We start from the raw sequence: 22,191 nt of genomic DNA, 5'->3' as shown, positions 1-22,191 counted from the left end.
AAGCTGGGGCCTACTGCATGGAATCCAGCACTGTGCGCTGGGCATGCATTTCGAGGAAAATGCGGTAATCCCGGTCAAAGCGCTGGCGCGCCTTCGGTTCGGGCTGGCGCGGGCGCCCGCCCTGTTTCATCGCCATGCAGGCGGCGGGCAGATCCGGGTAAAGCCCGGCCGCCGTTGCCGCGACCATTGCTGTGCCGAGCAGCACGGCGTCTTCAGCAGCCGACGTGATGACCGTACAGCCCGTGGCATCCGCATAGAGTTCCATCAGCAGCGGGTTTTTGGTGTGCCCGCCTGTCACATGCATGGTGTCGATGGCGTAGCCGCGCTCGTTAAGCGCATCGAGAACATGCCGCACGCCAAGGACAATGCCGACGGAGGTGCGCCAGTAGAGGCGGCACAGGCTGTCAAAGGAGGCGTCCAGCGTCAGGCCGCTGATGACGCCCACCGCATGCGGGTCAGCCAGCGGCGAGCGGTTGCCATGAAAATCCGGCAGGACATGCAGGCGGCCGGCCAGATCGAGCCCCTCCTTTTCCCGCAGTTCCATGACGCGGTCGGTGATCTTCTTGTGCAGGGCGGCGTTGGGCTCGCCCGCAGCCCCGTGCCAGCGGATGATGTGATCGAGAAGCGCGCCCGAAACCGACTGCCCACCCTCACTCAGCCAGCAATCCGGCAGAGCCGCGCCGTAATAGGGACCCCAGACGCCGTTGAACGAAATCGGCTCCTGCGACAGCGCCATCAGACAGCTGGAGGTCCCGGCAATCAAGGCCAGATGCCGGTCGATCTGCGAGAGATCGCCGGCGAAGCCACCAAGCACACCGAGCGCCCCGGCATAGGCATCGATCAGCCCCGCGCCCACATGGCAGCGCGTGGTAAGGCCCAGCGCCTTGGCAGCCTCCGGCGTCAATGGCCCGACATCGGTCCCCACCGGGCTTGCCCGCTCCGGCAGGCTGCCGCGCTCGACCATGTCGCCGATGCCGACATCTTTGAGATAATCGCTCTGCCAGCCCGGTTCCTTGTGAGCCAGATAGGTCCATTTGCAGGTGATCGTGCATTGCGACCGTGCGAGCGATCCCGACGCCTTCCAGCTGAGGAAATCGGCAAGGTCGAAAAAATATCCGGCTTTGTCCCAGGAGTTGGGCAGATGCCGCTTGAGCCACATCAGCTTTGGCGTCTGCATTTCCGGCGACATGACGCCGCCGAGATATTTGAGCACGTCGTGGCCCGTTGCCGTGCATTCATCCGATTCGTCGAGCGCCCGGTGATCCAGCCAGACGATCGTGTCCCAGCGGTTGTCTCCGCCTGTCGAAACAGTCAGCGGCTTGCCATCCCTGTCGCGCACAACCAGCGAGCAGGTGGCGTCGAAACTGATGCCGGTGATATCGGACGGATCGACCTTGGATGCCGCGACCGCGCCCTGCACCGCGATGCAGACCGACTTCCAGATGTCTTCCGAATCATGCTCGGCATGGTCAGGCAGCGGGCGATTCATCAGGATCGGGTGTTCCACCCGCCCCAGAAGATTGCCCTTGATATCAAGAATGCCCGCCCGGGCGCTTCCCGTTCCCACATCCACAGCACATACAAAATCTGGCATTCGAACCTTCCGGCTTGTCGTGAACCGGAACGCTCTAATGAACGTCTGTTCGGGCCTGCAGTGATGACAACAGGCCGGGCAATTCCAGCATGTCGCCGAATATAAGGTCTGGCTCGAGAGACGCAAGCGCTGCTTCCAGCCGGCCGCCGCGCGCATGGGTGCCGCCGGTGAAGGCGAAGACCCGCATGCCCGCCCGTTTGGCGGCTTCGATACCCGCAGGACTGTCTTCGATGACCACGCAGTCTTCCGGCGGCGTGTTCATGACCTGCGCCGCATGCAGGAACAGGTCCGGCGCCGGCTTGCCGTGCTTGACCATGGTGGCGCTGAAAATATTCGGCTCCAGCAGATCGAGCAGGCCCGTCAGTTTGAGCGACAGGCGAATCCGGTCAGGCTGGCTCGACGAGGCAACGCAGCGTGGCAGATCGAGCCGATTGAGCGTCTCGGCTATGCCGGGAATCGGTTTCAGATCGGCGCGGAACCGTGCGTAGAGATTGGCGCGCATATCCTCCAGGTCGGCCGCGCTGGCGGCAAAACCATAATCCTCATGCAGGATTTTGCTGATCGTCGCCATGCTCCGCCCGAGAAACATCTCGTAGGCCTCTTCCTCGGACAGCGTCGTGCCGCTCCGGGAAATCATGTCGAGCAGGACAGCAATGGAGATCGGCTCGCTGTCGACGAGGACACCATCGCAATCGAAAATGACAAGAGCGGGAGTTGTCATTGCGCGTGGCCAGCCACAAGTGAAGGATATTTATACTGTAGATACCCCCCTCTGTCCTGCCGGACATCTCCCCCACAAGGGGGGAGATCACCTTGACATGAATGCTTTCGCTCAAATTCTAACGCCAAAGATTGGTGGGAATATCGATGAAGGCTGATCTCCCCCCTTGTGGGGGAGATGGGCGGCAGCCCAGAGGGGGGTGAAATGAACATAGTTCGCACCATCACAGCTGATCGTTGAGATAGAGTTTCAATGTCTCGCGCGCACCCTTGTCCCAAAGGGTTTTCAAAATTCGCGAAAACGATTGGGCGAAGATGGGCGACGTACCGACATCGCCGAAAATATCGCTCATCGCCAGAAATGCCCCGGGATCGCTTCTGGCCTTCACCGCTTCCACCTTCAACCGCTCGGCGTTGGCGTCAAGATAATTCGTCGGCTTACCGCTATCGGTCGTTCCCTCGCAGAACCGGCACCAGAGCGCGGAAACCAGCGACAGGCCGGTGATGCTCTTGCCCGCTTTCAGACGGTCCGCCGTGGTCGGCAGGATGAATTTGGGCTGGCGGTTGGACCCGTCCTGGCACAGGCGCTGGATCGTATCGCCGATCTTCGGGTTGGAGAACCGCCGGTCGATCAGGTCGTAATATTCCTCGAAGGTGATGCCGGGCACCGGCGGGAGAACGGGAATGATCTCTTCCCGTTCGAGCTTGCCGAGGAAGCCGCGGATCAGCGGTTCCTCCATGGCTTCATGCACGAAGTGAATGTCCATCAGTGCTGCGGGATAGGCAATGGTCGCGTGGCCGCCATTGAGGATGCGGATTTTCATCAGCTCATAGGGCGCAACATCCCTCACGAAGGTGACGCCGACCTTTTCCAGTGCCGGGCGGCCGGTCGGGAAATGGTCCTCGAGCACCCACTGCTTGAACGGTTCGCAGAACACTGGCCAATTGTCCTCGACGCCGAAATCGCTGGCAAGCATGCCGCGCTCGCGGTCGGAGGTTGCCGGGGTGATGCGGTCGACCATGCTGTTGGGGAAGGCGACATTGGCCTTCACCCATTTGGCCAGATCCGCATCGACAAGCGCCGCAAGACCGCTGACGGCATCGCTGGTGACATGCCCGTTGCCGGGAATGTTGTCACAGGACATCACCGTGAAAGGCGCCGTGCCCTCGGCGCGGCGGCGCATCAGTCCGGCGAGGATGAGACCGAACACCGTCCTGGGATCACCGATATTGGCGGCGTCAGCCACGATCGCCGGATGCTGCGGGTTGAAGACGCCGGAGGCCGGATCGATGAAATAACCGCCTTCGGTGATGGTCAGCGACACGATGCGGATTTTCGGATCGGCCAGCCGCGCGATGGTATTTTCCGTCTCACCCGGTTTCAGGTAGTCGATCATCGATGCGGTCACGCGCGCGGTGCGATGACCGCTGTCCTGTTCGACCACCGTGGTCAGCCAGTCCTGTTCCCGCAGTTTCTGCCGCATGGTTTCGTCCGACGCCAGGACCCCGGCGCCGACGATCGCCCAGTCATGGTCGCTGCCGGCGTTGAAAAGATCGTCGAGATAGACGGCCTGATGGGCGCGATGGAAATTGCCGATACCGAAATGGACGATGCCGGCCGTCAGATCGGCCTGCCTGTAGCCGGGTACAGCGACGTTGGCTGGAAGCTGCGACAGCGCGCTTTTGGAAAGTTTAACAGTCATCGGGCCTAACCCCTTTTTTCAAATGAAGCTGCGTCTGCGCCCGTTTTCAGGGCGCAGCAGGAGCCGGGCTTTCGCTCAGCTCATCCAGTTGCCGCCATCGACATTGTATGTCTGCGCCACCACGTAATCGCTGTCGCTGCTGGCGAGGAAAACCGCCATGCCGGTCAGGTCTTCCGCCGTGCCCATGCGGCCATAGGGAACCGCCTCGCCGACCAGACGCTTCTTCTCGCCGAGCGGCCGGTTTTCATACTTGGCAAAGAGCGCGTCGACCCCGGCCCAGTGCTCGCCATCGACAACACCCGGTGCAATCGCATTGACATTGATCCTGTGCTTGATCAGGTCCTGTCCCGTGGACTGGGTCAGGCTGATGACGGCGGCCTTGGTGGCGCAATAGATGGCGACCAGCGCCTCACCCCGGCGCCCGGCCTGGCTCGCCATGTTGATGATCTTGCCGCCTTTGCCGCGCGCGATCATCGCCTTGGCCACGGCCTGAAGCGTAAACAGCGTGCCGGAGAAATTCACGGCGAACAGTTTTTCATAGCTGGCGCGGGTAATCTCGACAGTCGGCGACATATCGAACAGCGCCGCATTGTTGACGAGAATGTCGATGCCGCCGAACAGGTCGACGGTTTCCTTGACGGCGGCGTTGATGGAAGCCTGGTCCGTCACATCCAGTTTGACCGCGTGCGCGCCCTTGCCGAGTTCCGCCGCGGTCTGCTGCGCGCGCGCCAGATCGATATCGGCAATCACCACTTGGGCGGCGCCTTCCTTGAGATAGGCCTCCGCAAAGGCCCGGCCGATGCCGCGTGCCGATCCCGTAATGAATGCCGTCTTGCCTGCCAGTCTGCTCATGTCAAATCACCTGTCCGTCCGCGCCAAATCGATGCAGCCGCGCCGGATCCGGCGTGAGGAAAATCGGCTGGCCGTGTTGAGAGTCAAAATCCCCGTCGGTGCGCACGGTCACCTGACCGATGCCGTCGATCTGGGTGTGGATGAAGGTGTCGGAACCGAGATGTTCGGTCACGCCAACCTTGCCCGTCCAGGCACCTTCCGTTGCGGAGATGCGGATATGTTCCGGGCGGACGCCAAGGGTCGTTGCATTGTGCTTGGCGGCTTCCGCACCTTCGATGAGGTTCATGCGCGGCGAGCCGATGAACCCGGCGACAAACACGTTTTTGGGGCTGCGGTAGAGTTCCATGGGCGAGCCCACCTGTTCGATGCGCCCGGCATTCAGCACGACGATCTTGTCAGCCATGGTCATGGCCTCCACCTGGTCGTGGGTGACGTAGATCATCGTCGTCTTCAGCTGGTGGTGCAGGTCGCTGATCTCCAGCCGCATATTGCCGCGCAGCGCCGCATCCAGGTTGGACAGCGGTTCGTCGAAGAGGAACGCCTTCGGCTGGCGGACAATCGCCCGGCCGATGGCAACGCGCTGGCGCTGGCCGCCGGAGAGCTGGCCCGGACGCCGGTCGAGATAGTTGGTGAGGTTGAGGATATGCGCGGCGTCCTTGACCTTCTTGTCGATAACGGATTTTTCCTGCCCGTCCATTTTCAGGGGAAAGGCGATGTTGCCGTAGACGGTCATATGCGGGTAGAGCGCATAGGACTGGAAGACCATGGACAGGCCGCGCTTGGCCGGCGCCTCGCTCGACATGTCCTTGCCGTCGATGATGATGCGCCCGCCGCTCAGGTCCTCGAGACCGGCGATCATGCGCAGCAGCGTGGACTTGCCGCAGCCGGACGGGCCGACAAACACGACGAACTCGCCATCGTTGATTTCAAGATCGATGTGCGGAATGACCGAGGTGGTTCCAAATGACTTGGATACTTTTTCGAGTGTAATGCTTCCCATAATATTCTTCCCATCTCTTTTGGCTGCGCCAAAGACTGAAACCTATTTCACTGCGCCGAAGGTCAGGCCGCGCACCAGCTGCTTCTGCGAGAACCAGCCCATGATCAGGATGGGGGCAATGGCCATGGTGGATGCGGCGGAGAGTTTGGCCCAGAACAAGCCCTCGGGACTTGAGTAGGATGCGATAAAGGCGGTGAGCGGCGCGGCGTTGGCGGCGGTCAGGTTCAGTGTCCAGAAAGCCTCGTTCCATGCCAGGATGATGTTGAGCAGCATGGTCGAGGCGATGCCGGGGACGGCCATGGGCGTCAGCACATAGACGATCTCCTTCATCAGCGACGCGCCATCCATGCGGGCCGCTTCGAGAATCTCGCCGGGGATTTCCTTGAAATAGGTGTAGAGCATCCAGACGATGATCGGCAGGTTGATCATGGTCAGGACGGCGACAAGACCAAGACGCGTATCGAGCAGGCCCCAGTCGCGGAAGATCAGATAGAGCGGCACCAGCACGCCGACCGCCGGCATCATCTTGGTGGACAGCATCCACATCAGGATGTCCTTGGTGCGCTTGGTCGGCGAGAAGGCCATGGCCCAGGCGGCGGGAATGGCCAGCGCCAGGCCGATCAGCGTCGACCCCACCGAAATCACCACGGAATTGGTGAAATGCTTGAAGTAGTCGGAACGGCTCTGCACCTCGCGGTAGTTTTCCAGCGTCCAGTCAAAGAACAGGAACTGCGGCGGCGTTGCCACCGCGGCTCCCTCCGATTTGAAACTGGTCAGGAACGTCCACAGGATCGGAAAGAAGATCAGGAAACCGATGGTCCAGCCGATGACGGTGAAGATGACTTTGCTGCGTGTCGTGGTTGCGCGGGCCATAATCCTACCTCTCTAAATTTTTGCCGATGAGGCGAATGAGGAAGAAAGCGACGATATTGGCAAGGACCACCGCGACGATACCGCCGGCGGATGCGCCACCCACGTCGAACTGCAGCAATGCCTGCATATAGATGAGATAGGTGATGTTGGTCGTCTGGATGCCCGGTCCGCCATTGGTCGTCACCAGAATCTCGGCGAAGACGCTGAGCAGGAAGATCGTCTGGATCAGGATGACCACGGTGATCGCCCGCGACAGATGCGGCAGCACCAGATAGATGAAGCGCGAGATCGCCCCGGCGCCGTCCATTTCGGCGGCTTCCTTCTGCTCGCCATCCAGCGATTGCAGGGCGGTGAGGAGAATGAGCGTGGCGAAGGGCAGCCATTGCCAGGCGACGATGAGGATGATCGAAAACAGCGGCATCTGCGCGAACCAGTCGATCGGCTGAAAGCCGAACAGGCGGGCAATCCAGGCGAACAGGCCGTTGACCGGATGCATCAGCATGTTCTTCCACACCAGCGCCGAAACCGTCGGCATGACGAAGAACGGCGCGATGACCAGAAGCCGCACGATGCCCTGGCCGAAGAACGGCTGATCCAGCACCAGCGCCAGAAGAATGCCGCCGATGACGGTGATGAGCAGCGTCCCGCCAACCAGAATGAGCGTATTGGCAAGCGCGGTGAAGAAGGCGGGATCGGTCAGAAAATACTGGTAGTTGAGAAAGCCGATATATTCCTCGGTCCCCGGCATCAGCAAGTTGTAGCGCAGGAACGAGAAGTACAGCGTCATGACAAGCGGCACGATCATCCACAGGAAGAGCAGGATGACGGCGGGCGACATCATGATACGGGCCGTTGCACGTGTCTGAAGCGTAGCCATGGTCAGGTTCCGATACGATAATTATCAAAAACGATAATGCAAAAGGAGGCCCGGGCGGCATCCGACATTCGCGTCGGAAGCCGTCCGGAGCCAGGAGGATTCTACTTGATGTAGCCGCCCTTTGTCATCTCGCGGGTGGTCAGCGCCTGGGCACCCTGCAGGGCCTGGTCGACACTCATCGAACCGGCGAGCGCAGCGGAGAACTGCTGGCCCACGGCGGTGCCGATGCCCTGGAATTCAGGGATGGCGACGAACTGGCCGCCCGTATAGGGCACCGGCTTGATGGTCGGCTTGCTGGTGTTCGCGGCGGTCATCGCATCGAGCGTGATCTTGGCGAAAGGCGCGGCCTTCTGGTACTCGGCATTGGCATAGAGCGAGGTGCGCGTGCCCGGAGGAACGTTGGCCCAGCCTTCCTTGGATGCAACGAGTTCCGTATAGGCCTTGTCGGTCGCCCAGGAGATGAACTTCTGCGCGGCTTCCGCCTTCTTGGTGCCGGCGGGAACGCCGAGGTTCCAAGCCCACAGCCAGTTGCCGTGGTTTTCAACGCCGCCGGTCGGGAAGAGCGCATAGCCCACCTTGTCGGCAACCTTGGATTCCTTCGGGTTGGTCACGAAGGACGCGGCCACCGTCGCATCGATCCAGATGCCGCACTTGCCGGTCTGGAACAGCGCGAGGTTTTCATTGAAGCCGTTGGAGGATGCACCGGGAGGTCCGGCTTCCTTCATCAGGTCGACATAGAACTTCAGCGCATGCTTCCATTCCGGCTGGTCGAACTGCGGATGCCACTTTTCATCGAACCAGCGCGCGCCGAACGAATTGGCGGTTGCGGTCAGCAGCGCCATGTTCTCGCCCCAGCCGGCCTTGCCGCGCAGGCAGATGCCGTAGGTCTCGGTTGATTTGTCGGTCATCTTCTTCGCCGCTTCGGCGATCTGGTCCCAGGTCGGCTTTTCCGGAATGGTCACACCGGCCTTTTCAGCCAGGTCCTTGCGGTACATGACCATAGCGCTTTCGCCGTAGAACGGCGAGGCATAGAGCTTGCCATCCACCGAAACCGCATCGCGGATCGCCGGCAGGAGGTCGTCCTTGCTGTAATCCTTGGCAAGGCCGTCGAGCGGCAAGAGCCAGCCCTGCTTGGCCCAGATCGGCACTTCATAGGTGCCGATGGTCATGATGTCGTACTGGCCGCCCTTGGTGGCGATATCGGTGGTGACACGCTGGCGCAGCACGTTTTCTTCGAGCGTGACCCACTCCAGCTTGATGTCGGGATTTTTCTTGGTGAAGTCGTCGGTCAATTTCTGCATGCGAACCATGTCGCCATTGTTGACCGTGGCAATGGTCAGCGTTTCGGCATTGGCGAAACTCGCCATGGCCAGAACTGACGCAGCGCCGAGCAGAAGCGTTCTCGTTAACATCTCATTCCTCCCGTGAATGTTATGAGCAATTGCTTGTCTTATGGGCAAATACTCACACAATCCCGAAACAAGTCAAGAGGCAATCGATGCTGCGCTGCAGCATCGAACCTTCGCTTCCAGCAAAACGGTGGAAATCAGGCGGGACGGAGGAGTGCTTCGGCTGTCTGTTCGTCCGTGATCAAGCCATTGATAAGACTGCCTTTAATCGCCGCGACAATACCGGGCAGCTTCTTGGCGCCCATGGCGATGGCGATCACCGTCGCCGTCTCGCGCGAGGGAATATGCGCACTGGCCACGCGGTCATTGGTGAGGCCCTCGATGGGCACGCCATTGCGGTCGAACGCCCGCCCGACGATCTCGCACACCGCACCCGCCCGGCGCAAAGCCAGGAGTTCATCGCGCGAAATGAAGCCGTCAACGAAGAGCGGCGCATCATCCTCAAGGTCGCCGATGCCGAGAAAGGCGACATTGGCCTGCGCCGACAATTCCAGCACCGGGCGGATCATCGCCTGCGCGTGCAGCAGCTCGCGCTCCTCCGGCGAGGAGGCGATAACAGGCAGCGGCATCGGGAAGGAGCGCGCCTTGATCTTGTCGGCGATATTGAAAATGACGTTGTAATACGCGGCTGAACCGTCCGGCGAAATATTGCCGGTCAGCGATACAACCTTATGTTGGGGACACTCAATGGGTGACAGCCGTTCGATGGCGGCTTTCAGCGTGCGTCCCGTGCCGATGCCGAGGACGATCGGCGCCTCGGATTTCAGCCAGCGGGTCATTTCATCCGCCGCCGCATCGGCCACGCCGAGCGTGGTCGAGGTCGAGCCCGGATCGGTCGGCACCACTTCCACCATCTTGAGACCGAAGCGCTTTTTCAGCTGCGCCGCGAGGTCAAGACAATGGGCGATGGGATGATCGAGGCGCACCTTGACCAGCCCTTCCGACACGGCCAGCGACACCATGCGCTGCGCCGACTGGCGCGAAATACCGAGCTTGGCGGCGATCTCATCCTGCGTGTTGCCGGCGACGTAATAGAGCCAGCCGGCCCGCGCCGCATCGTCCAGCCTTGATGTGGTAATCTCGGGCTTACTCAACTGTCTGCCCCGCCCTTAAGCGCCTCGCTCCGCTCGTTGCTGGCGGGGACCCCATTGTCTGCCCCGTCCTTAAGCGCCTCGCCGGCGATAGCGGTCTTGTGCCCGTCGGAATGGCCGAGATCGCGCTCGGGCCAGACGATGTCGCGCACCTTCTGCTTGAGCACCTTGGCTTCGGGGAAACCGCCGTCGCGCTTGCGCTCCCAGATCAGATCGCCCTCGACGCGGATTTCGAACACGCCGCCGGTGCCGGGGATCAGGGCCACCTCGCCGAGATCGGCGCCAAAGGTGGACAGCAGTTCCTGCGCCATCCAGGCGGAGCGGAGGAGCCAGCTGCATTGGGTGCAGTAAAGGATGGTGATGCGCGGTTTCGTTGTCATGCCGAGCTTCTTAGCATTTCCGCATCGGGATGTAAGCTGTTGTGTTGGGGTGCTGCTGGATAGGTTTTCACCCCCCTCTGTCCTGCCGGACATCTCCCCCACAAGGGGGGAGATCAGTTTTCATAGCTGTTTCAGCTAATCTTCAAAGGTGAAAGCTGAGCAAGATGATCGATGCCGATGCGATCTCCCCCCTTGTGGGGGAGATGGGCGGCAGCCCAGAGGGGGGTGAAAAGTAATTGGGGTGAAACTTATCCACGTTCTCCCATCCGCGCTTATCCTTCTCGTGTCCTTTCCGGCGGGAATGCTTCCGGAAACTTTCGCAAGTCGGGAAAGGATCGGCGCTTCGGCTTCACAGGGAGGAAAACCTGTGCGGCCGGGGAGGTTTGGCCCGGTGGTGGTACATTGGGCAAAAACCTGAAAACGCCGGGGCGGGTGGTCCTTGGATCGCAAGCATTGCATACGGACTACCCCTAGACCCGCGTTCCCAAGGACCGCCCGTCATTCTCCTCTTTCAACGGCCAGACGCAAAAGCGGGCGTGGCAACGGTTGCTCCTGACAGAAGGTTGTCAGCAGCCCTGCGCTATACCGCGCGCCCGGAAGACAGGCGCGAGGGAGGGCATCATGGACGGCAAGGAACAGACGACCGGCAGCGCGGCGGATTTCGATTTTCTCATCGGCGACTGGACCATCCGCAATCTGCGGCTGAAACAGCGGTTTGCCGGTTGCGACGACTGGGATGAATTTCCCGCCACGTCGCGCGTGCGCAAACTGCTGCAGGACACGGCGAATCTGGAAGAGATGGACATTCCGGCCAAGGGCTTTGCCGGGATCACGCTGCGCCTGTTCAACCCGCGCGACGGCTCGTGGTCGCTGCACTGGGCGGACAGCCGGAGCAACCGCCTGTTTGCGCCTGTTATCGGCCGGTTCGACCAGGACGAAGGCCTGTTCTACGGCGACGACACCGACGATGGCCGGCCGGTGCGCGTGCGGTTCCTCTGGGAACCCTGCCAGCACACCCCATGCTGGGAACAGGCATTTTCCCGCGATGGCGGCGAAACCTGGGAAACCAACTGGATGATGCGGTTCACCCGGGTGTGATGCTGCTGTACCGAGATTGCATCGTGTCCTCACCCCCCTCTGGGCTGCCGCCCATCTCCCCCACAAGGGGGGAGATCACATTGGCATCAACGGCTTTACATTATCTTCAATGTTGAAGGTTGGCTGAAACAATGATGGCAGCTGATCTCCCCCCTTGTGGGGGAGATGTCCGGCAGGACAGAGGGGGGTGAAATACTCATCCCCGCCGCCGCAACTCCCGCCGCACACGGCGCCAGACGCCCTGCCGCACCATGTCGCCGCGCCGCCACGCATAGTCCTCCTCGATCCAGGCCTGATACCCGGCAAACGCGCCATGCCGGGCGACAAGTGCGTCGGCCATGTCAGTGATTTCATCCCTCGGAACCAGCCAAGGCTTGATCGATGCTTCCCACGCATGGAAAAGCAGCGTGCCCCAGATCGGGAAAAGACAGATGATGAAAATGACCCATTCAAAACAATTGGAAAAATACATGGCAATGTCCACATATAGACGATATTAAATCGTCATATTGTAGATCGACCTGTGGTTTTTGCCAGAACAAATTGTTCTCATGGAATCATTTGCATCGAATCTGCGCCTGCGAACCAAAGAGCTTGGCATTCATCAGGCGGATGTGGCGCGGCGCGCTGGCTTAAGCGAGAAGCGGTACAGCAATTATGTCACCGGCAGGCGTGAACCTGATCTGGCGACAGTCGTGCGTATTGCAAAAGTGCTGCAGACGACGCCGGACAGATTGCTGTCGTTCGGAGACGAGACCGATGCCGAGCCGATTGCGCAGCAACGCATCCGCGCGGCCATCGGGGTGCTGTCGCCGGATGATCTGGAAACCGTGGCGATCATGGTCGAGGCACTGGCGAGTAAGCGCCATGCGGGCGGTGGCTGAGGCCATTGCATAATGGCGGTGCGTGGTTCGACAAGCTCACCATGAGGGAGGGTGAGGATTGCAGGGAGCTATATTCTGCAGCGTCTAAGATTAGCTTTGCAGTCCACCCACTTCCCTCATGGTGAGCTTGTCGAACCACGCACCAAGAACCACGCTTATTGCAACTGCGACCGCTGCAAAACAAATTCAGCGGCGGGACATTTCCCGGGCAATGCGGGTGAAGTCCGCCTGCTTGATGCCGATATCGGCGCGGTCGGCCGGGCTCATGGCGTTGAGGAGCGCCATGGCGTTGCGGAAATCCTGGTCCTTGCGGCGGCGTCCGCGCGCGGTGAAATCGAAGATGAAGCTCATTGGTGTGTAACCCGTGTCGATGTAGTGTTACCCCAAGGATAAATCCACACGCCCGGATTGTGCAGTGCAATATGCGCATGGGTGGTATGTCGACATAAAGGGAAACGCCAAGACGATGGACAAGACGGCAGCAACCAAGACCGAAAACCCGTCAGCGCTGATCGATGCGCGGATCAGCGCACTCAGCGACTGGCGCGGCCCGATGCTGGCGCATGTGCGAGCGCTCATCCGGCAGGCTGATCCCGAGGTGGTGGAAGACGTGAAGTGGCGCGGGGTGCCGGTCTGGGAGCATGCCGGCATCATCTGTACCGGCGAAACCTACAAGAGCGCGGTGAAGCTGACCTTTCTCAAGGGCGCGGCACTCGCCGACCCCGCAAAGCTGTTCAACTCCAGCCTTGAGGGCAATGCCCGGCGGGCCATAGACCTGCACGAGGGCGATATCATCGATGAGGAGGCCTTCAAGGCGCTCATCCGCGCCGCCGTCGCGCTGAACACCGCCAAATCGCGCGCATAATCAGGCGGTCAGCGCCCGACCTGTTCGGCCTGTTCGACCGTCAGCGGCTTGATTTCCGGCGGCAGCGGTTCCGGCCTGTCCGCCTGCAGGACAGGCGCCAGTGGCACGGGCGGCCGCACCGTGGTGCAGGCGGCCGCACAGGCCAGAATGCCAAAAAGGGCGAGCATCCGCGCCAGGGCGCGGGGAAAACCGGCTTGCATCAAGCCTCAGTTATCGCTCATCTTCAGCGCCTGGATGAAGGCTTCCTGCGGAATTTCGACCTTGCCGAACTGCCGCATGCGCTTCTTGCCTTCCTTCTGCTTTTCCAGAAGCTTGCGCTTGCGCGAGACGTCGCCGCCATAGCATTTTGCCGTCACATCCTTGCGCAGGGCCGAGATGGTTTCACGCGCGATCACCGTGCCGCCGATGGCCGCCTGGATCGGGATCTTGAACATGTGCTTGGGGATCAGGTCCTTCAGCTTTTCGCAGAGGTCGCGGCCGCGCTTTTCCGCGGCGGCGCGGTGCACCATCATCGACAGCGCATCGACCGGCTCGCCGTTGACCAGCACCGACATCTTGACCAGATTGCCCTCGCGGTAATCCGAGAGGTGGTAGTCGAAGGAGGCATAGCCCTGGCTGATCGACTTCAGCCGGTCGTAGAAATCGAACACGACTTCGTTGAGCGGCAGGTCATAGGTGACCATGGCGCGCTTGCCGACATAGTTGAGATCGATCTGGATGCCGCGGCGGTCCTGGCAGAGTTTCAGGATGGAGCCGAGATAATCATCCGGGGTGAGGATCGTCGCGCGGATCCACGGCTCCTCGATGGTGGCGATCTTCATCACCTCGGGCATGTCAGCGGGGTTGTGCAACTCCTTCTGCGTGCCGTCGGTCATGTTGAGCTTGTAGACAACGCTCGGGGCGGTGGCGATGAGATCGAGGTTGAACTCGCGCTCCAGCCGTTCCTGGATGATTTCGAGATGCAGGAGCCCGAGGAAGCCGCAGCGGAAACCGAAACCCAGCGCCGCCGAGCTTTCCATTTCGAAGGAGAACGAGGCGTCGTTGAGGCGCAGGCGGCCCATGGCGGCGCGCAGATCCTCGAAATCAGCGGCGTCGACCGGGAAGAGACCGCAGAAGACCACCGGCTGCGCCGGCTTGAAACCGGGCAGGATGGAATCGGTCGGGCGCTTGTCCTCGGTGATGGTATCGCCGACGCGGGTGTCGGCGACTTCCTTGATCGAGGCGGTGATGAAGCCGAATTCACCCGGTCCAAGCTCTTCCACGGCCAGCATCTTCGGCGTGAACACGCCGGTACGCTCGACCGGATATTTGGCGCCGGTGCCCATCATGCGGATGGTCTGGCCCTTTTTCAAAACGCCGTCGATGATGCGCACGAGAACGATAACGCCGAGATAGCTGTCGTACCAGCTGTCGACCAGCATGGCCTTCAGCGGCTTGGTGCGGTCGCCTTCGCGCGGCGGCGGCAGCTGGTTGACGATGGCTTCCAGAACATCGGGAATGCCGAGGCCGGTCTTGGCGGAAATCAGCACGGCCTGGCTGGCATCGATGCCGATGACTTCCTCGACCTGTTCGCGGATGCGCTCGGGTTCGGCGGCCGGCAGATCGACCTTGTTCAGCACCACGACGATCTCGTGGTTGTTGTCGATGGCCTGATAGACATTGGCGAGGGTCTGCGCCTCGACACCCTGCGAGGCGTCGACGACGAGCAGCGAGCCTTCGCAGGCCGACAGGGACCGCGACACCTCATAGGCAAAGTCGACATGGCCGGGCGTATCAATCAGGTTGAGAACATAGGTCTCGCCGTTGTTGGCCTTGTAGTTCAGCCGGACGGTCTGCGCCTTGATGGTGATGCCGCGCTCGCGCTCGATATCCATCGAGTCGAGCACCTGTTCCTTCATGTCGCGCAGCTCGAGCCCGCCTGTCTGCTGGATCAGGCGGTCGGCAAGGGTGGATTTGCCATGGTCGATATGGGCGACGATGGAAAAATTACGGATGTGGTCAAGTGGAGTGCTCATGCGCGCGATTTAGCAGTGAACAGGCAAAACGCAAAGCGGGAAATGCAATCCGCCCGCCCGGACCGTCACAAGATTGCATCGTCTGTGCTATATTTTGCCCCTGCGCCACACACCGGGGATGTGATGATGGACGAATTCTTCAATTTCAAGGAGACGGATGGTTTCCGGGTCAAGCTCTGGCGGGGCGAATATATGTGCCTGCTGGGCTTCGACGTGGATGCGCCGGAGGATGATTTTGTCGGTTTCGCGGTGGAATACAAAGAGCCGAAGGGCGACACATTCCTCAATCTGCGCAACCGCATCGCCTTCGACTATGGCGAGCCCACCAAGAAGGCGGTGACCGGCGGGGTCAAGTTCCCCACCACCGAAGCGCCGCTGCAGATGTTCCGCTGGGTGCATTTTCCCTATGAGCCGCAGGACGGCATCTACACCTACCGCATCACCAAGATGCACATGCCGCAGGACGGCAAGCTGGTGCGCGGCACCATGATCGAGCTGCCGATCCGCTATGACAGCGTCACCTATGACGGCTTTCTCGATATCGGTTTTACCCGCAACTTCGCCTCGTCGCAGGCTTTCGAGGACAAGAAGAAGCGGCTGCACCTGACCAATGACATCATCCCCGCCAATGCGGATGACGGTCTCGCCTTCGCAGCCAAGAAAGCCGAAATCGCCAAGACGGGTATCTATGACTGGCTGGGGTTCGAGGCGCACCGGCTGCTGTTCGGCTTCCTCGACTGGGCGGTGAAGGACCCGACCATCGAGGTCGACGCGCTGGCCTACGACCTGAATGAGCCGGACTTTCTGGCACAGCTGGAAAAGCTCGGCAGCCGCCTGCGGGTGATCATCGACGATTCCGGCGTGGCGGACAAGAAGACCGGCGGACTAAAAAGCGGGCATGGCGCGCCGGACAGTGCGGAAACCCAAGCGGCAGCGCGGCTTGTTGCCAGCGCCGGGGCGGACCGGGTCAAACGCGGGCATTTTCGCGGGCTGCAGCACAACAAGGTGCTGATCGCCAAACGCAACGGCGCGCCGGTGCGGGTGCTGGGCGGCTCGATGAACTTTTCGTTCCGCGGCTTCTACATCCAGGCCAACAACCTGTTCATCTTCGACGACGAGGCAGTGGCGGGGCTGTTCGCGCAGATGTTCACGCTGGCCTTCACCGACATGGCCAATTTCCACAAGGACCCGTTTTCGAAAGTCTGGCATTCGGTGAAACGCGAGGGCCGCCCGGCGGTGCATGTCTGTTTTTCGCCGCACAAGACATCGGAGCTGTCGCTGCGGCCGGTGGGCGGCGCCATCGACCAGGCGACATCCTCGGTGTTCTATTCCTTCGCCTTCATGAACCAGACCAAATCCGGCCCGGTGCGCGAGGCGCTGGACCGTCTGATCAAAAAGCCGCTGTTCAGCTATGGCGTCGTCGACAAGAAGAGCGGCATGGAAATCCAGAAGCCGAGCGGCGAGAACGGCCTTGTCGATTTCGCCTATCTCGCCAAGAACGCGCCGGAACCGTTCAAGAGCGAATGGTCCGGCGGCAGCGGCATCAATATCCACCACAAGTTCGCCGTGGTGGATTTCGACAAGCCGACGGCCAAGGTGTTCACCGGATCGAGCAATTTCTCGCCTTCGGGGGAAACCGGCAATGGCGATCATCTCGTCATCATCGAGGATCAGCGGGTGGCGACGGCCTTTGCCATCGAGGCACTGCGCATGTTCGACCACCTGAACTTCCGCAACCGCATGCAGGTGGAAATCGCCGCGCTGCCGAAACAGATCACCCTGAAGAAACCCAAGGCCATATCGGGCGAAAGCACGGCGTGGTTCGACAAGTTCTACGTGGCGGGAAGCCAGCGCGAGCGCGACCGGCTGACCTTTTCGCGTCAGTCCTAGCGCAGGTCGTGCGCCTTGCCGCCGAACACCCGGTAGGCGAAGATGGAATAGCCGACGATGGCGGGCAGCACGACGATGACACCGACAAGGATGATGCCGAGGCTTTCCGGCGCGCTGGCAGCGGCGAAAATTGTCAGCCGGTCCGGCACCACATAGGGATAGAAGGAATAGGCGAGCCCGGCAAAGCCGAGGGTGAAAATACCCGCCATCAGCATGAACGGCAGCGCCGAATAGCGGTCATTGGCGGCTGGCAGCCTGGCAAGCACGGCCCAGAGTGCGGCAAAGAGCGCGGCAGTGACCAGCGGCAGCGGCGCGAGCAGGATCATCTCCGGCAGCACGAACCATTTGGCGAAAATGCGCGGGCTGGCCAAGGGCGTCGCCAGCGAAACCGCAACCATGCCGAGCGCGGCGAAAACCAGCGACCGGCGCATCAGGAGGACGGCCTTGTGCTGCAAGGCGCCCTCGGTCTTGTGGATGATCCACGCGGCGCCGATGGCGGCGTACGACGCGGTGAGGCAAAGACCGACCAGCAGGCCGAACAGGATGCAGGCCGCTGACTGGTCAAGCCCCAGCACATAGACGCCGAGCATGTAGCCCTGCGCCAGGGAAGCGGTGATCGAGCCGGCGGCGAAGACGAAATTCCAGCGCGGCTTCACATGCAGGTCAACCTTGGCGCGAAAATCGAAGGCGACACCGCGCAGGATCAGGCTGATCAGCATGACGGTGACGGGGACATACAGCGCCGGCAGCACGATGCCATGCGCCGCGGGAAAGGCCACCAGCAGCAGGCCGATGGCGAGGACCAGCCAGGTTTCATTGGCGTCCCAGAACGGGCCGATGGCCGCGACCATGGTGTCGCGCTGCGCATCGTCCGTTGCGGCGAAAAGAATGCCGACGCCGAGATCAAAACCATCGAGGATGACATAGACCAGGATCGACAGGCCCATCAGCCCGGCAAAAATCAAGGGAAGGATGATGGCGGGATCAAAGGTCATGAATGATGCCGCGTCTGATTTTGGCTATGGCTTCAGAACACCCCCCTCTGTCCTGCCGGACATCTCCCCCACAAGGGGGGAGATCAGCTATCACAGCTGTTTCGAATAGTTCTGAGACATTGCAAAATAAGCAAAAGCGTTGATGTGGATGTGATCTCCCCCCTTGTGGGGGAGATGGGCGGCAGCCCAGAGGGGGGTGAGGTGTGAAAGAATGCATCATCAACTCCCCCGCACCGGCTGGCCCAGCGGCTGGTCCTCGACGCCCGGTTCCGGCTGCCGGTCGCCCTCGCGGGCGGCCTTGACCGCCAGCCGCAGGATCACGCCGATATAGGCCAGCAGCAGCACGGCATAGACGATGAGATAGGCCGCAAGCGACGCGGCGACCGTACCGGCTGGCACCGGCCCGAGCGCGTCGGCCGCTTTGAGCACGCCGTTGACCAGCCAGGGCTGGCGGCCGATCTCCGCCGTGTACCAGCCGGCCAGCGTTGCCACCCAGCCGGACAGCGCCATCGGCACCAGCACGAGCGCGAGCGGCCGCATGAGCGTGCCGCGCCGCCACAGCATCCAGGCGGCTGTCCACGATACCAGCAGCATCAGGATGCCGGTGCCAACCATGATGCGGAAGGCGAAAAACAGCGGCAGAACCGGCGGGTGATTACCCGCGAACTGGTCGAGGCCGGGCACGGCACCCGCAGCGTCGTGCCGCAGGATCAGGCTGGCACCATCCGGCACCGCGACCTCGACACGATTTTCGCGTGTCGTCTCGTCAGGGATAGCAAACAACAGCAACGGCACATGGGAGCGGGTTTGCCAGTTGGCTTCGATCGCCGCGATCTTCTGCGGCTGATGCGCCAGCGTGTTCAGCCCGTGCTGTTCGCCCGCGACGATCTGCACCGGGATGAGCACCGCGGCGAGATAAACGCCGGTGCGCAGGGCTTTGCCCATGGCATCGCTGCGGTCGCCCAGCAGCCAGCGCAGGGCGGACAGGCCCGAGATCAGAAAGGATACGGTGAGCCCCGATGCGAGCAGCATGTGCACAAGCCGGTAGGGCATGGACGGGTTGAAGATGATGGCGGCCCAATCGGTGGCAAAGGCCTTGCCGCCGCGCATCTCGAAACCATCGGGCGTCTGCATCCAGGAATTCAGCGCAATGATCCAGAATGCCGACACCGTCGTGCCGAAGGCGACAAGCAGGGTGGCCAGCGTGTGGATACGGTTGGACACGCGGCGGAATCCGAACAGCATGATGCCGAGAAAGGCCGCCTCGAGAAAGAAGGCGGTGAGAATTTCATAGGCCAGCAGCGGGCCGGCGATATTACCCACCGTCTCCATATAGCCCGGCCAGTTGGTGCCGAACTGGAAGCTCATGGTCACGCCGGACACGACGCCGAAAGCGAAGGACAGGGCGAAAACCTTGACCCAGAAATGGTAGGCCTTCATCCAGCCTTCGTCGCTGGACCGGCGATAGCGCAGCTTGAAATACAGCAGCACCCAGCCGAGCGCGATGGTGATCGTCGGGAACAGGATATGGAACGAGATATTCGCAGCGAATTGTATTCTCGACAGAATGAACGGATCCATGACGGCGTCCTTTCGCTGCGGACATATGTCACCCGAACGGACGGCGTGAGAAGTAGACATGCTGTCGCGTGCGTGGTTCGACAAGCTCACCATGAGGGAGGGCGAGGATTGCAGGGAGCCAGATTTAGCAACGCTGGCGATTGGCTTGCAGCCAAACCACATCCCTCATGGTGAGCTTGTCGAACCACGCACAATTGCCATGCAAATCGGGCCTTTGCCCTTATGCCGCGGCGATCAGCCCGCCATAGATATCCAGGTCCACATTGCCGCCAGACAGGACCACGGCAACCGTCTTGCCTTGCAGCTCGTCCGCCCGCGCCGCCACGCCGGCAAGGCCGACGCAGCCGCCGGGCTCGACAATCACCTTGAGATAGGTCGCCGCATCGCGCATGGCGGCAGCAACCGCTTTATCGGAAACCGCGACGCCACCCGCCAGGTTCTGCTTGTTGATCGGGAAGGTCAGGTCACCCGGCTGCTGGGTCAGGATCGCATCGCAGATCGAGCGGTAGCCCGGCTCGTTGGCAACCTGCCTGCCGGCCGCGAGCGACCGGCGCAGATCGTCGAAATGATCGGGCTCGACACCCCAGATGCGGGTGTGCGGGGAACGCGCCTTGACGGCAACGGAAATGCCGCTGATCAGCCCGCCGCCGCCGCTCGGCACGAACAGGTCGTCGAAGACAATGCCGCGTTCCTCCGCTTCGTCGATCAGCTCGATGCCGATCGTGCCTTGCCCGGCCATGATCGCGGGATCGTCATAGGGCGGCACCAGGATCATGCCGCGCCCGTTGATATACTCAGCCGCGATCTCCTCCCGGCTCTGCTTGTAACGGTCATAGAGCACGACGTCAGCGCCATAGGATCTCGTATTGGCAATTTTCAACTGCGGTGCATCGGATGGCATGATGATGACAGCCTTGATGCCGAAAAGCTGGGCGGAGCTTGCCACGCCCTGCGCATGGTTGCCGGAGGAAAAGGCGACGATGCCGCGCTTGCGCTCGTCCGCCGTCATCTGGCTGATGCGGTTGTAGGCGCCGCGGAACTTGAACGAGCCGGTTCGCTGCAGGCATTCCGGCTTGAACAGGATGCGCGCGCCATATTTGGCATTGAGCGCTTCCGACTCGATCAGCCGGGTGGCGACAAGCTGGCCCTTGAGCCGGATGGCGGCATCGACGATATCGGTATTGGCAATGGCGAACGCGTTCATCATGTCCTCGGCTGCTGAATGGGCGGGTCTGGCCATTCATAGCACCGGCGCAGCGTTTCGGCATCCAAATCATTGTCATCATTGTCCCGGGCACCCTCTTGAAAAGCGCGCCTGCTTTCTATAGTTTAGAATTATTCTAAATTAGGACAGTGTCATGCTCAGCCGCTTCTTCGGTCCCCGCCGCCACGAACTCAACGAATTGTCGGAACAGCAGCTCCTCGCGCTCGCCATTTCATCGGAAGAAGACGATGCGCGGATCTACCTTGCCTATGCCGACGGGCTGCGGGACGATTTCCCGCAGAGCGCCAAAGTCTTCGAGGACATGGCGGAGGAGGAAAACCTGCACCGGCAGGCGCTCATCGACATGCACCGCGAGCGCTTCGGCGACCGCATTCCGCTGATCCGGCGCGAACATGTGCGCGGCTATCTCGAGCGCAAGCCGGACTGGCTGGTGCGGCCGCTCGGCATCGACAAGGTGCGCGAGATGGCGGAGAAAATGGAGGAGCAGGCCTACCGCTTCTACACGGAAGCGGTGAAGCTGGTCAGCGACGCCTCGACGCGCAAACTGCTCGGGGATCTTGCCATTGCCGAGAAAACCCACGAATCGCTGGCGCACCGGCTGGGCGAACAGCACACGCCCGATGCGGTGCAACAGGACGAGAAGCTGACGGAAAAACGGCAGTTCCTGCTCACCTATGTCCAGCCGGGGCTGGCGGGGCTGATGGATGGCTCCGTCTCGACGCTTGCGCCGATTTTTGCGGCGGCCTTCGCAACCCAGGACACCTGGCAGACATTTCTGGTCGGCCTCTCCGCCTCGCTCGGTGCCGGCATCTCGATGGGCTTCACCGAAGCCGCCCATGATGACGGCAAGCTGTCAGGGCGCGGATCGCCGCTGAAGCGCGGCCTCGCCAACGGCCTGATGACGGCGATCGGCGGCCTGGGCCATGCCCTGCCCTACCTGATCCCGGATTTCTGGACGGCCACGACGATCGCCGCACTGGTGGTTTTCGTCGAGCTTTGGGCGATTGCCTATATCCAGCACAAATATATGGAAACGCCGTTCTTCCGGGCGGCGATACAGGTGGTGCTGGGCGGCAGCCTCGTCCTGGCCACGGGCATTCTCATCGGCAATGCGTGACGACCGGCGCATGCAGGCGGGT

At 61.4% G+C, this 22,191-nt stretch carries 21 protein-coding genes and 1 pseudogene; 5 read left to right on the top strand and 17 right to left on the bottom strand.

Annotated elements, in window-relative coordinates:
- Positions 1-10: 10 nt before the first annotated feature.
- The 10 genes and pseudogenes from AC1Q5O_RS20155 to AC1Q5O_RS20110 form a co-directional block, all read right to left on the bottom strand.
- A complete protein-coding gene (locus AC1Q5O_RS20155) occupies positions 11-1,594 on the bottom strand; it encodes an FGGY-family carbohydrate kinase (RefSeq protein ID WP_492565431.1) in 1,584 nt (527 codons plus the stop codon).
- Positions 1,595-1,628: 34 nt separating this feature from the next.
- Positions 1,629-2,315: an HAD family hydrolase gene (locus AC1Q5O_RS20150; protein WP_492565430.1), complete on the bottom strand. Its 687-nt coding sequence runs from the start codon at positions 2,313-2,315 to the stop codon at positions 1,629-1,631.
- A 223-nt stretch (positions 2,316-2,538) separates the two neighbouring features.
- On the bottom strand, positions 2,539-4,017 hold the full coding sequence (locus AC1Q5O_RS20145; protein ID WP_492565428.1) for a mannitol dehydrogenase family protein: 1,479 nt from the start codon (positions 4,015-4,017) through the stop codon (positions 2,539-2,541).
- A gap of 75 nt (positions 4,018-4,092) precedes the next feature.
- On the bottom strand, positions 4,093-4,869 hold the full coding sequence (locus tag AC1Q5O_RS20140; RefSeq protein WP_492565427.1) for an L-iditol 2-dehydrogenase: 777 nt from the start codon (positions 4,867-4,869) through the stop codon (positions 4,093-4,095).
- Position 4,870: 1 nt separating this feature from the next.
- A complete protein-coding gene (locus tag AC1Q5O_RS20135; protein ID WP_464662263.1) occupies positions 4,871-5,869 on the bottom strand; it encodes an ABC transporter ATP-binding protein in 999 nt (332 codons plus the stop codon).
- 42 nt (positions 5,870-5,911) lie between these two features.
- Complete coding sequence (locus AC1Q5O_RS20130) at positions 5,912-6,742, bottom strand: carbohydrate ABC transporter permease (RefSeq protein ID WP_105738106.1); 831 nt, start codon at positions 6,740-6,742, stop codon at positions 5,912-5,914.
- A gap of 4 nt (positions 6,743-6,746) precedes the next feature.
- On the bottom strand, positions 6,747-7,619 hold the full coding sequence (locus AC1Q5O_RS20125; RefSeq protein WP_105738108.1) for a carbohydrate ABC transporter permease: 873 nt from the start codon (positions 7,617-7,619) through the stop codon (positions 6,747-6,749).
- A 101-nt stretch (positions 7,620-7,720) separates the two neighbouring features.
- A complete protein-coding gene (locus AC1Q5O_RS20120; protein ID WP_223612290.1) occupies positions 7,721-9,031 on the bottom strand; it encodes an ABC transporter substrate-binding protein in 1,311 nt (436 codons plus the stop codon).
- A 134-nt stretch (positions 9,032-9,165) separates the two neighbouring features.
- Entirely contained in the window at positions 9,166-10,122 is a 957-nt protein-coding gene (locus AC1Q5O_RS20115; RefSeq protein WP_492565423.1) for a sugar-binding transcriptional regulator, read from the bottom strand.
- 104 nt (positions 10,123-10,226) lie between these two features.
- Positions 10,227-10,499, bottom strand: a pseudogene (locus tag AC1Q5O_RS20110) (Rdx family protein); the annotation flags it as partial.
- Positions 10,500-11,120: 621 nt separating this feature from the next.
- On the opposite strand from AC1Q5O_RS20110, the gene AC1Q5O_RS20105 reads away from it, so the two are divergent.
- Entirely contained in the window at positions 11,121-11,597 is a 477-nt protein-coding gene (locus tag AC1Q5O_RS20105) for a hypothetical protein (RefSeq protein ID WP_492565421.1), read from the top strand.
- Between the two features lie 196 nt (positions 11,598-11,793).
- Here AC1Q5O_RS20105 and AC1Q5O_RS20100 read toward each other — a convergent pair whose 3' ends face one another.
- Positions 11,794-12,069, bottom strand: coding sequence for a hypothetical protein (locus AC1Q5O_RS20100; protein WP_492565419.1), 276 nt, complete (start codon positions 12,067-12,069; stop codon positions 11,794-11,796).
- 79 nt (positions 12,070-12,148) lie between these two features.
- Here AC1Q5O_RS20100 and AC1Q5O_RS20095 point away from each other — a divergent pair, with 79 nt between their 5' ends.
- Positions 12,149-12,481, top strand: coding sequence for a helix-turn-helix domain-containing protein (locus tag AC1Q5O_RS20095; RefSeq protein ID WP_223612294.1), 333 nt, complete (start codon positions 12,149-12,151; stop codon positions 12,479-12,481).
- 186 nt (positions 12,482-12,667) lie between these two features.
- Here the strand turns inward: AC1Q5O_RS20095 and AC1Q5O_RS20090 are convergent, their stop codons facing one another.
- Positions 12,668-12,832, bottom strand: a complete 165-nt coding sequence (locus AC1Q5O_RS20090) for a hypothetical protein (protein ID WP_223612295.1) — start codon at positions 12,830-12,832, stop codon at positions 12,668-12,670.
- Between the two features lie 115 nt (positions 12,833-12,947).
- Here AC1Q5O_RS20090 and AC1Q5O_RS20085 point away from each other — a divergent pair, with 115 nt between their 5' ends.
- Positions 12,948-13,346, top strand: coding sequence for a DUF1801 domain-containing protein (locus AC1Q5O_RS20085; RefSeq protein WP_492565417.1), 399 nt, complete (start codon positions 12,948-12,950; stop codon positions 13,344-13,346).
- Between the two features lie 8 nt (positions 13,347-13,354).
- On the opposite strand, the gene AC1Q5O_RS20080 is transcribed toward AC1Q5O_RS20085, so the two are convergent.
- The gene (locus AC1Q5O_RS20080) at positions 13,355-13,546 is read right to left on the bottom strand and encodes a hypothetical protein (protein WP_492565416.1); all 192 of its coding nucleotides are present in this window, start codon (positions 13,544-13,546) and stop codon (positions 13,355-13,357) included.
- A gap of 6 nt (positions 13,547-13,552) precedes the next feature.
- A complete protein-coding gene (gene lepA, locus AC1Q5O_RS20075; RefSeq protein WP_492565414.1) occupies positions 13,553-15,361 on the bottom strand; it encodes a translation elongation factor 4 in 1,809 nt (602 codons plus the stop codon).
- A 126-nt stretch (positions 15,362-15,487) separates the two neighbouring features.
- Between lepA and AC1Q5O_RS20070 the strand changes: the two genes are divergently transcribed.
- Positions 15,488-17,251 (top strand): phospholipase D-like domain-containing protein, encoded by a 1,764-nt coding sequence (locus AC1Q5O_RS20070; protein WP_492565412.1) that lies wholly within the window; start codon positions 15,488-15,490, stop codon positions 17,249-17,251.
- Here the strand turns inward: AC1Q5O_RS20070 and AC1Q5O_RS20065 are convergent.
- The 3 genes from AC1Q5O_RS20065 to AC1Q5O_RS20055 all read right to left on the bottom strand — a co-directional run bounded on the left by AC1Q5O_RS20065 (position 17,248) and on the right by AC1Q5O_RS20055 (position 21,031).
- Positions 17,248-18,246: a cytochrome d ubiquinol oxidase subunit II gene (locus tag AC1Q5O_RS20065; RefSeq protein ID WP_492565410.1), complete on the bottom strand. Its 999-nt coding sequence runs from the start codon at positions 18,244-18,246 to the stop codon at positions 17,248-17,250. The two genes, AC1Q5O_RS20070 and AC1Q5O_RS20065, sit on opposite strands and share 4 nt — an antisense overlap.
- A gap of 219 nt (positions 18,247-18,465) precedes the next feature.
- On the bottom strand, positions 18,466-19,827 hold the full coding sequence (locus tag AC1Q5O_RS20060) for a cytochrome ubiquinol oxidase subunit I (protein ID WP_492565408.1): 1,362 nt from the start codon (positions 19,825-19,827) through the stop codon (positions 18,466-18,468).
- Between the two features lie 220 nt (positions 19,828-20,047).
- Complete coding sequence (locus AC1Q5O_RS20055; RefSeq protein WP_492565824.1) at positions 20,048-21,031, bottom strand: threonine ammonia-lyase; 984 nt, start codon at positions 21,029-21,031, stop codon at positions 20,048-20,050.
- A gap of 154 nt (positions 21,032-21,185) precedes the next feature.
- Between AC1Q5O_RS20055 and mbfA the strand changes: the two genes are divergently transcribed.
- Positions 21,186-22,169: an iron exporter MbfA gene (gene mbfA, locus AC1Q5O_RS20050; RefSeq protein WP_105733908.1), complete on the top strand. Its 984-nt coding sequence runs from the start codon at positions 21,186-21,188 to the stop codon at positions 22,167-22,169.
- Positions 22,170-22,191: the final 22 nt, after the last annotated feature.

The organism is Phyllobacterium sp. MT110 (genome assembly GCF_058792715.1).
The sequence above is the reverse complement of the archived record's forward strand: the minus strand, read 5'-3'. Positions and strand labels throughout refer to the sequence as shown.

What these genes read in the sequence shown, in the direction of transcription:
- AC1Q5O_RS20120 (WP_223612290.1), bottom strand. Translation starts at nt 9,031, where the DNA reads ATGTTAACGAGAACGCTTCTGCTCGGCGCTGCGTCAGTTCTGGCCATG.
- AC1Q5O_RS20070 (WP_492565412.1), top strand. Translation starts at nt 15,488, where the DNA reads ATGGACGAATTCTTCAATTTCAAGGAGACGGATGGTTTCCGGGTCAAG.
- mbfA (WP_105733908.1), top strand. Translation starts at nt 21,186, where the DNA reads ATGCTCAGCCGCTTCTTCGGTCCCCGCCGCCACGAACTCAACGAATTG.
- AC1Q5O_RS20085 (WP_492565417.1), top strand. Translation starts at nt 12,948, where the DNA reads ATGGACAAGACGGCAGCAACCAAGACCGAAAACCCGTCAGCGCTGATC.
- AC1Q5O_RS20145 (WP_492565428.1), bottom strand. Translation starts at nt 4,017, where the DNA reads ATGACTGTTAAACTTTCCAAAAGCGCGCTGTCGCAGCTTCCAGCCAAC.
- AC1Q5O_RS20155 (WP_492565431.1), bottom strand. Translation starts at nt 1,594, where the DNA reads ATGCCAGATTTTGTATGTGCTGTGGATGTGGGAACGGGAAGCGCCCGG.
- lepA (WP_492565414.1), bottom strand. Translation starts at nt 15,361, where the DNA reads ATGAGCACTCCACTTGACCACATCCGTAATTTTTCCATCGTCGCCCAT.
- AC1Q5O_RS20080 (WP_492565416.1), bottom strand. Translation starts at nt 13,546, where the DNA reads ATGCAAGCCGGTTTTCCCCGCGCCCTGGCGCGGATGCTCGCCCTTTTT.
- AC1Q5O_RS20060 (WP_492565408.1), bottom strand. Translation starts at nt 19,827, where the DNA reads ATGGATCCGTTCATTCTGTCGAGAATACAATTCGCTGCGAATATCTCG.
- AC1Q5O_RS20065 (WP_492565410.1), bottom strand. Translation starts at nt 18,246, where the DNA reads ATGACCTTTGATCCCGCCATCATCCTTCCCTTGATTTTTGCCGGGCTG.
- AC1Q5O_RS20140 (WP_492565427.1), bottom strand. Translation starts at nt 4,869, where the DNA reads ATGAGCAGACTGGCAGGCAAGACGGCATTCATTACGGGATCGGCACGC.
- AC1Q5O_RS20100 (WP_492565419.1), bottom strand. Translation starts at nt 12,069, where the DNA reads ATGTATTTTTCCAATTGTTTTGAATGGGTCATTTTCATCATCTGTCTT.
- AC1Q5O_RS20125 (WP_105738108.1), bottom strand. Translation starts at nt 7,619, where the DNA reads ATGGCTACGCTTCAGACACGTGCAACGGCCCGTATCATGATGTCGCCC.
- AC1Q5O_RS20105 (WP_492565421.1), top strand. Translation starts at nt 11,121, where the DNA reads ATGGACGGCAAGGAACAGACGACCGGCAGCGCGGCGGATTTCGATTTT.
- AC1Q5O_RS20150 (WP_492565430.1), bottom strand. Translation starts at nt 2,315, where the DNA reads ATGACAACTCCCGCTCTTGTCATTTTCGATTGCGATGGTGTCCTCGTC.
- AC1Q5O_RS20090 (WP_223612295.1), bottom strand. Translation starts at nt 12,832, where the DNA reads ATGAGCTTCATCTTCGATTTCACCGCGCGCGGACGCCGCCGCAAGGAC.
- AC1Q5O_RS20095 (WP_223612294.1), top strand. Translation starts at nt 12,149, where the DNA reads ATGGAATCATTTGCATCGAATCTGCGCCTGCGAACCAAAGAGCTTGGC.
- AC1Q5O_RS20135 (WP_464662263.1), bottom strand. Translation starts at nt 5,869, where the DNA reads ATGGGAAGCATTACACTCGAAAAAGTATCCAAGTCATTTGGAACCACC.
- AC1Q5O_RS20130 (WP_105738106.1), bottom strand. Translation starts at nt 6,742, where the DNA reads ATGGCCCGCGCAACCACGACACGCAGCAAAGTCATCTTCACCGTCATC.
- AC1Q5O_RS20055 (WP_492565824.1), bottom strand. Translation starts at nt 21,031, where the DNA reads ATGAACGCGTTCGCCATTGCCAATACCGATATCGTCGATGCCGCCATC.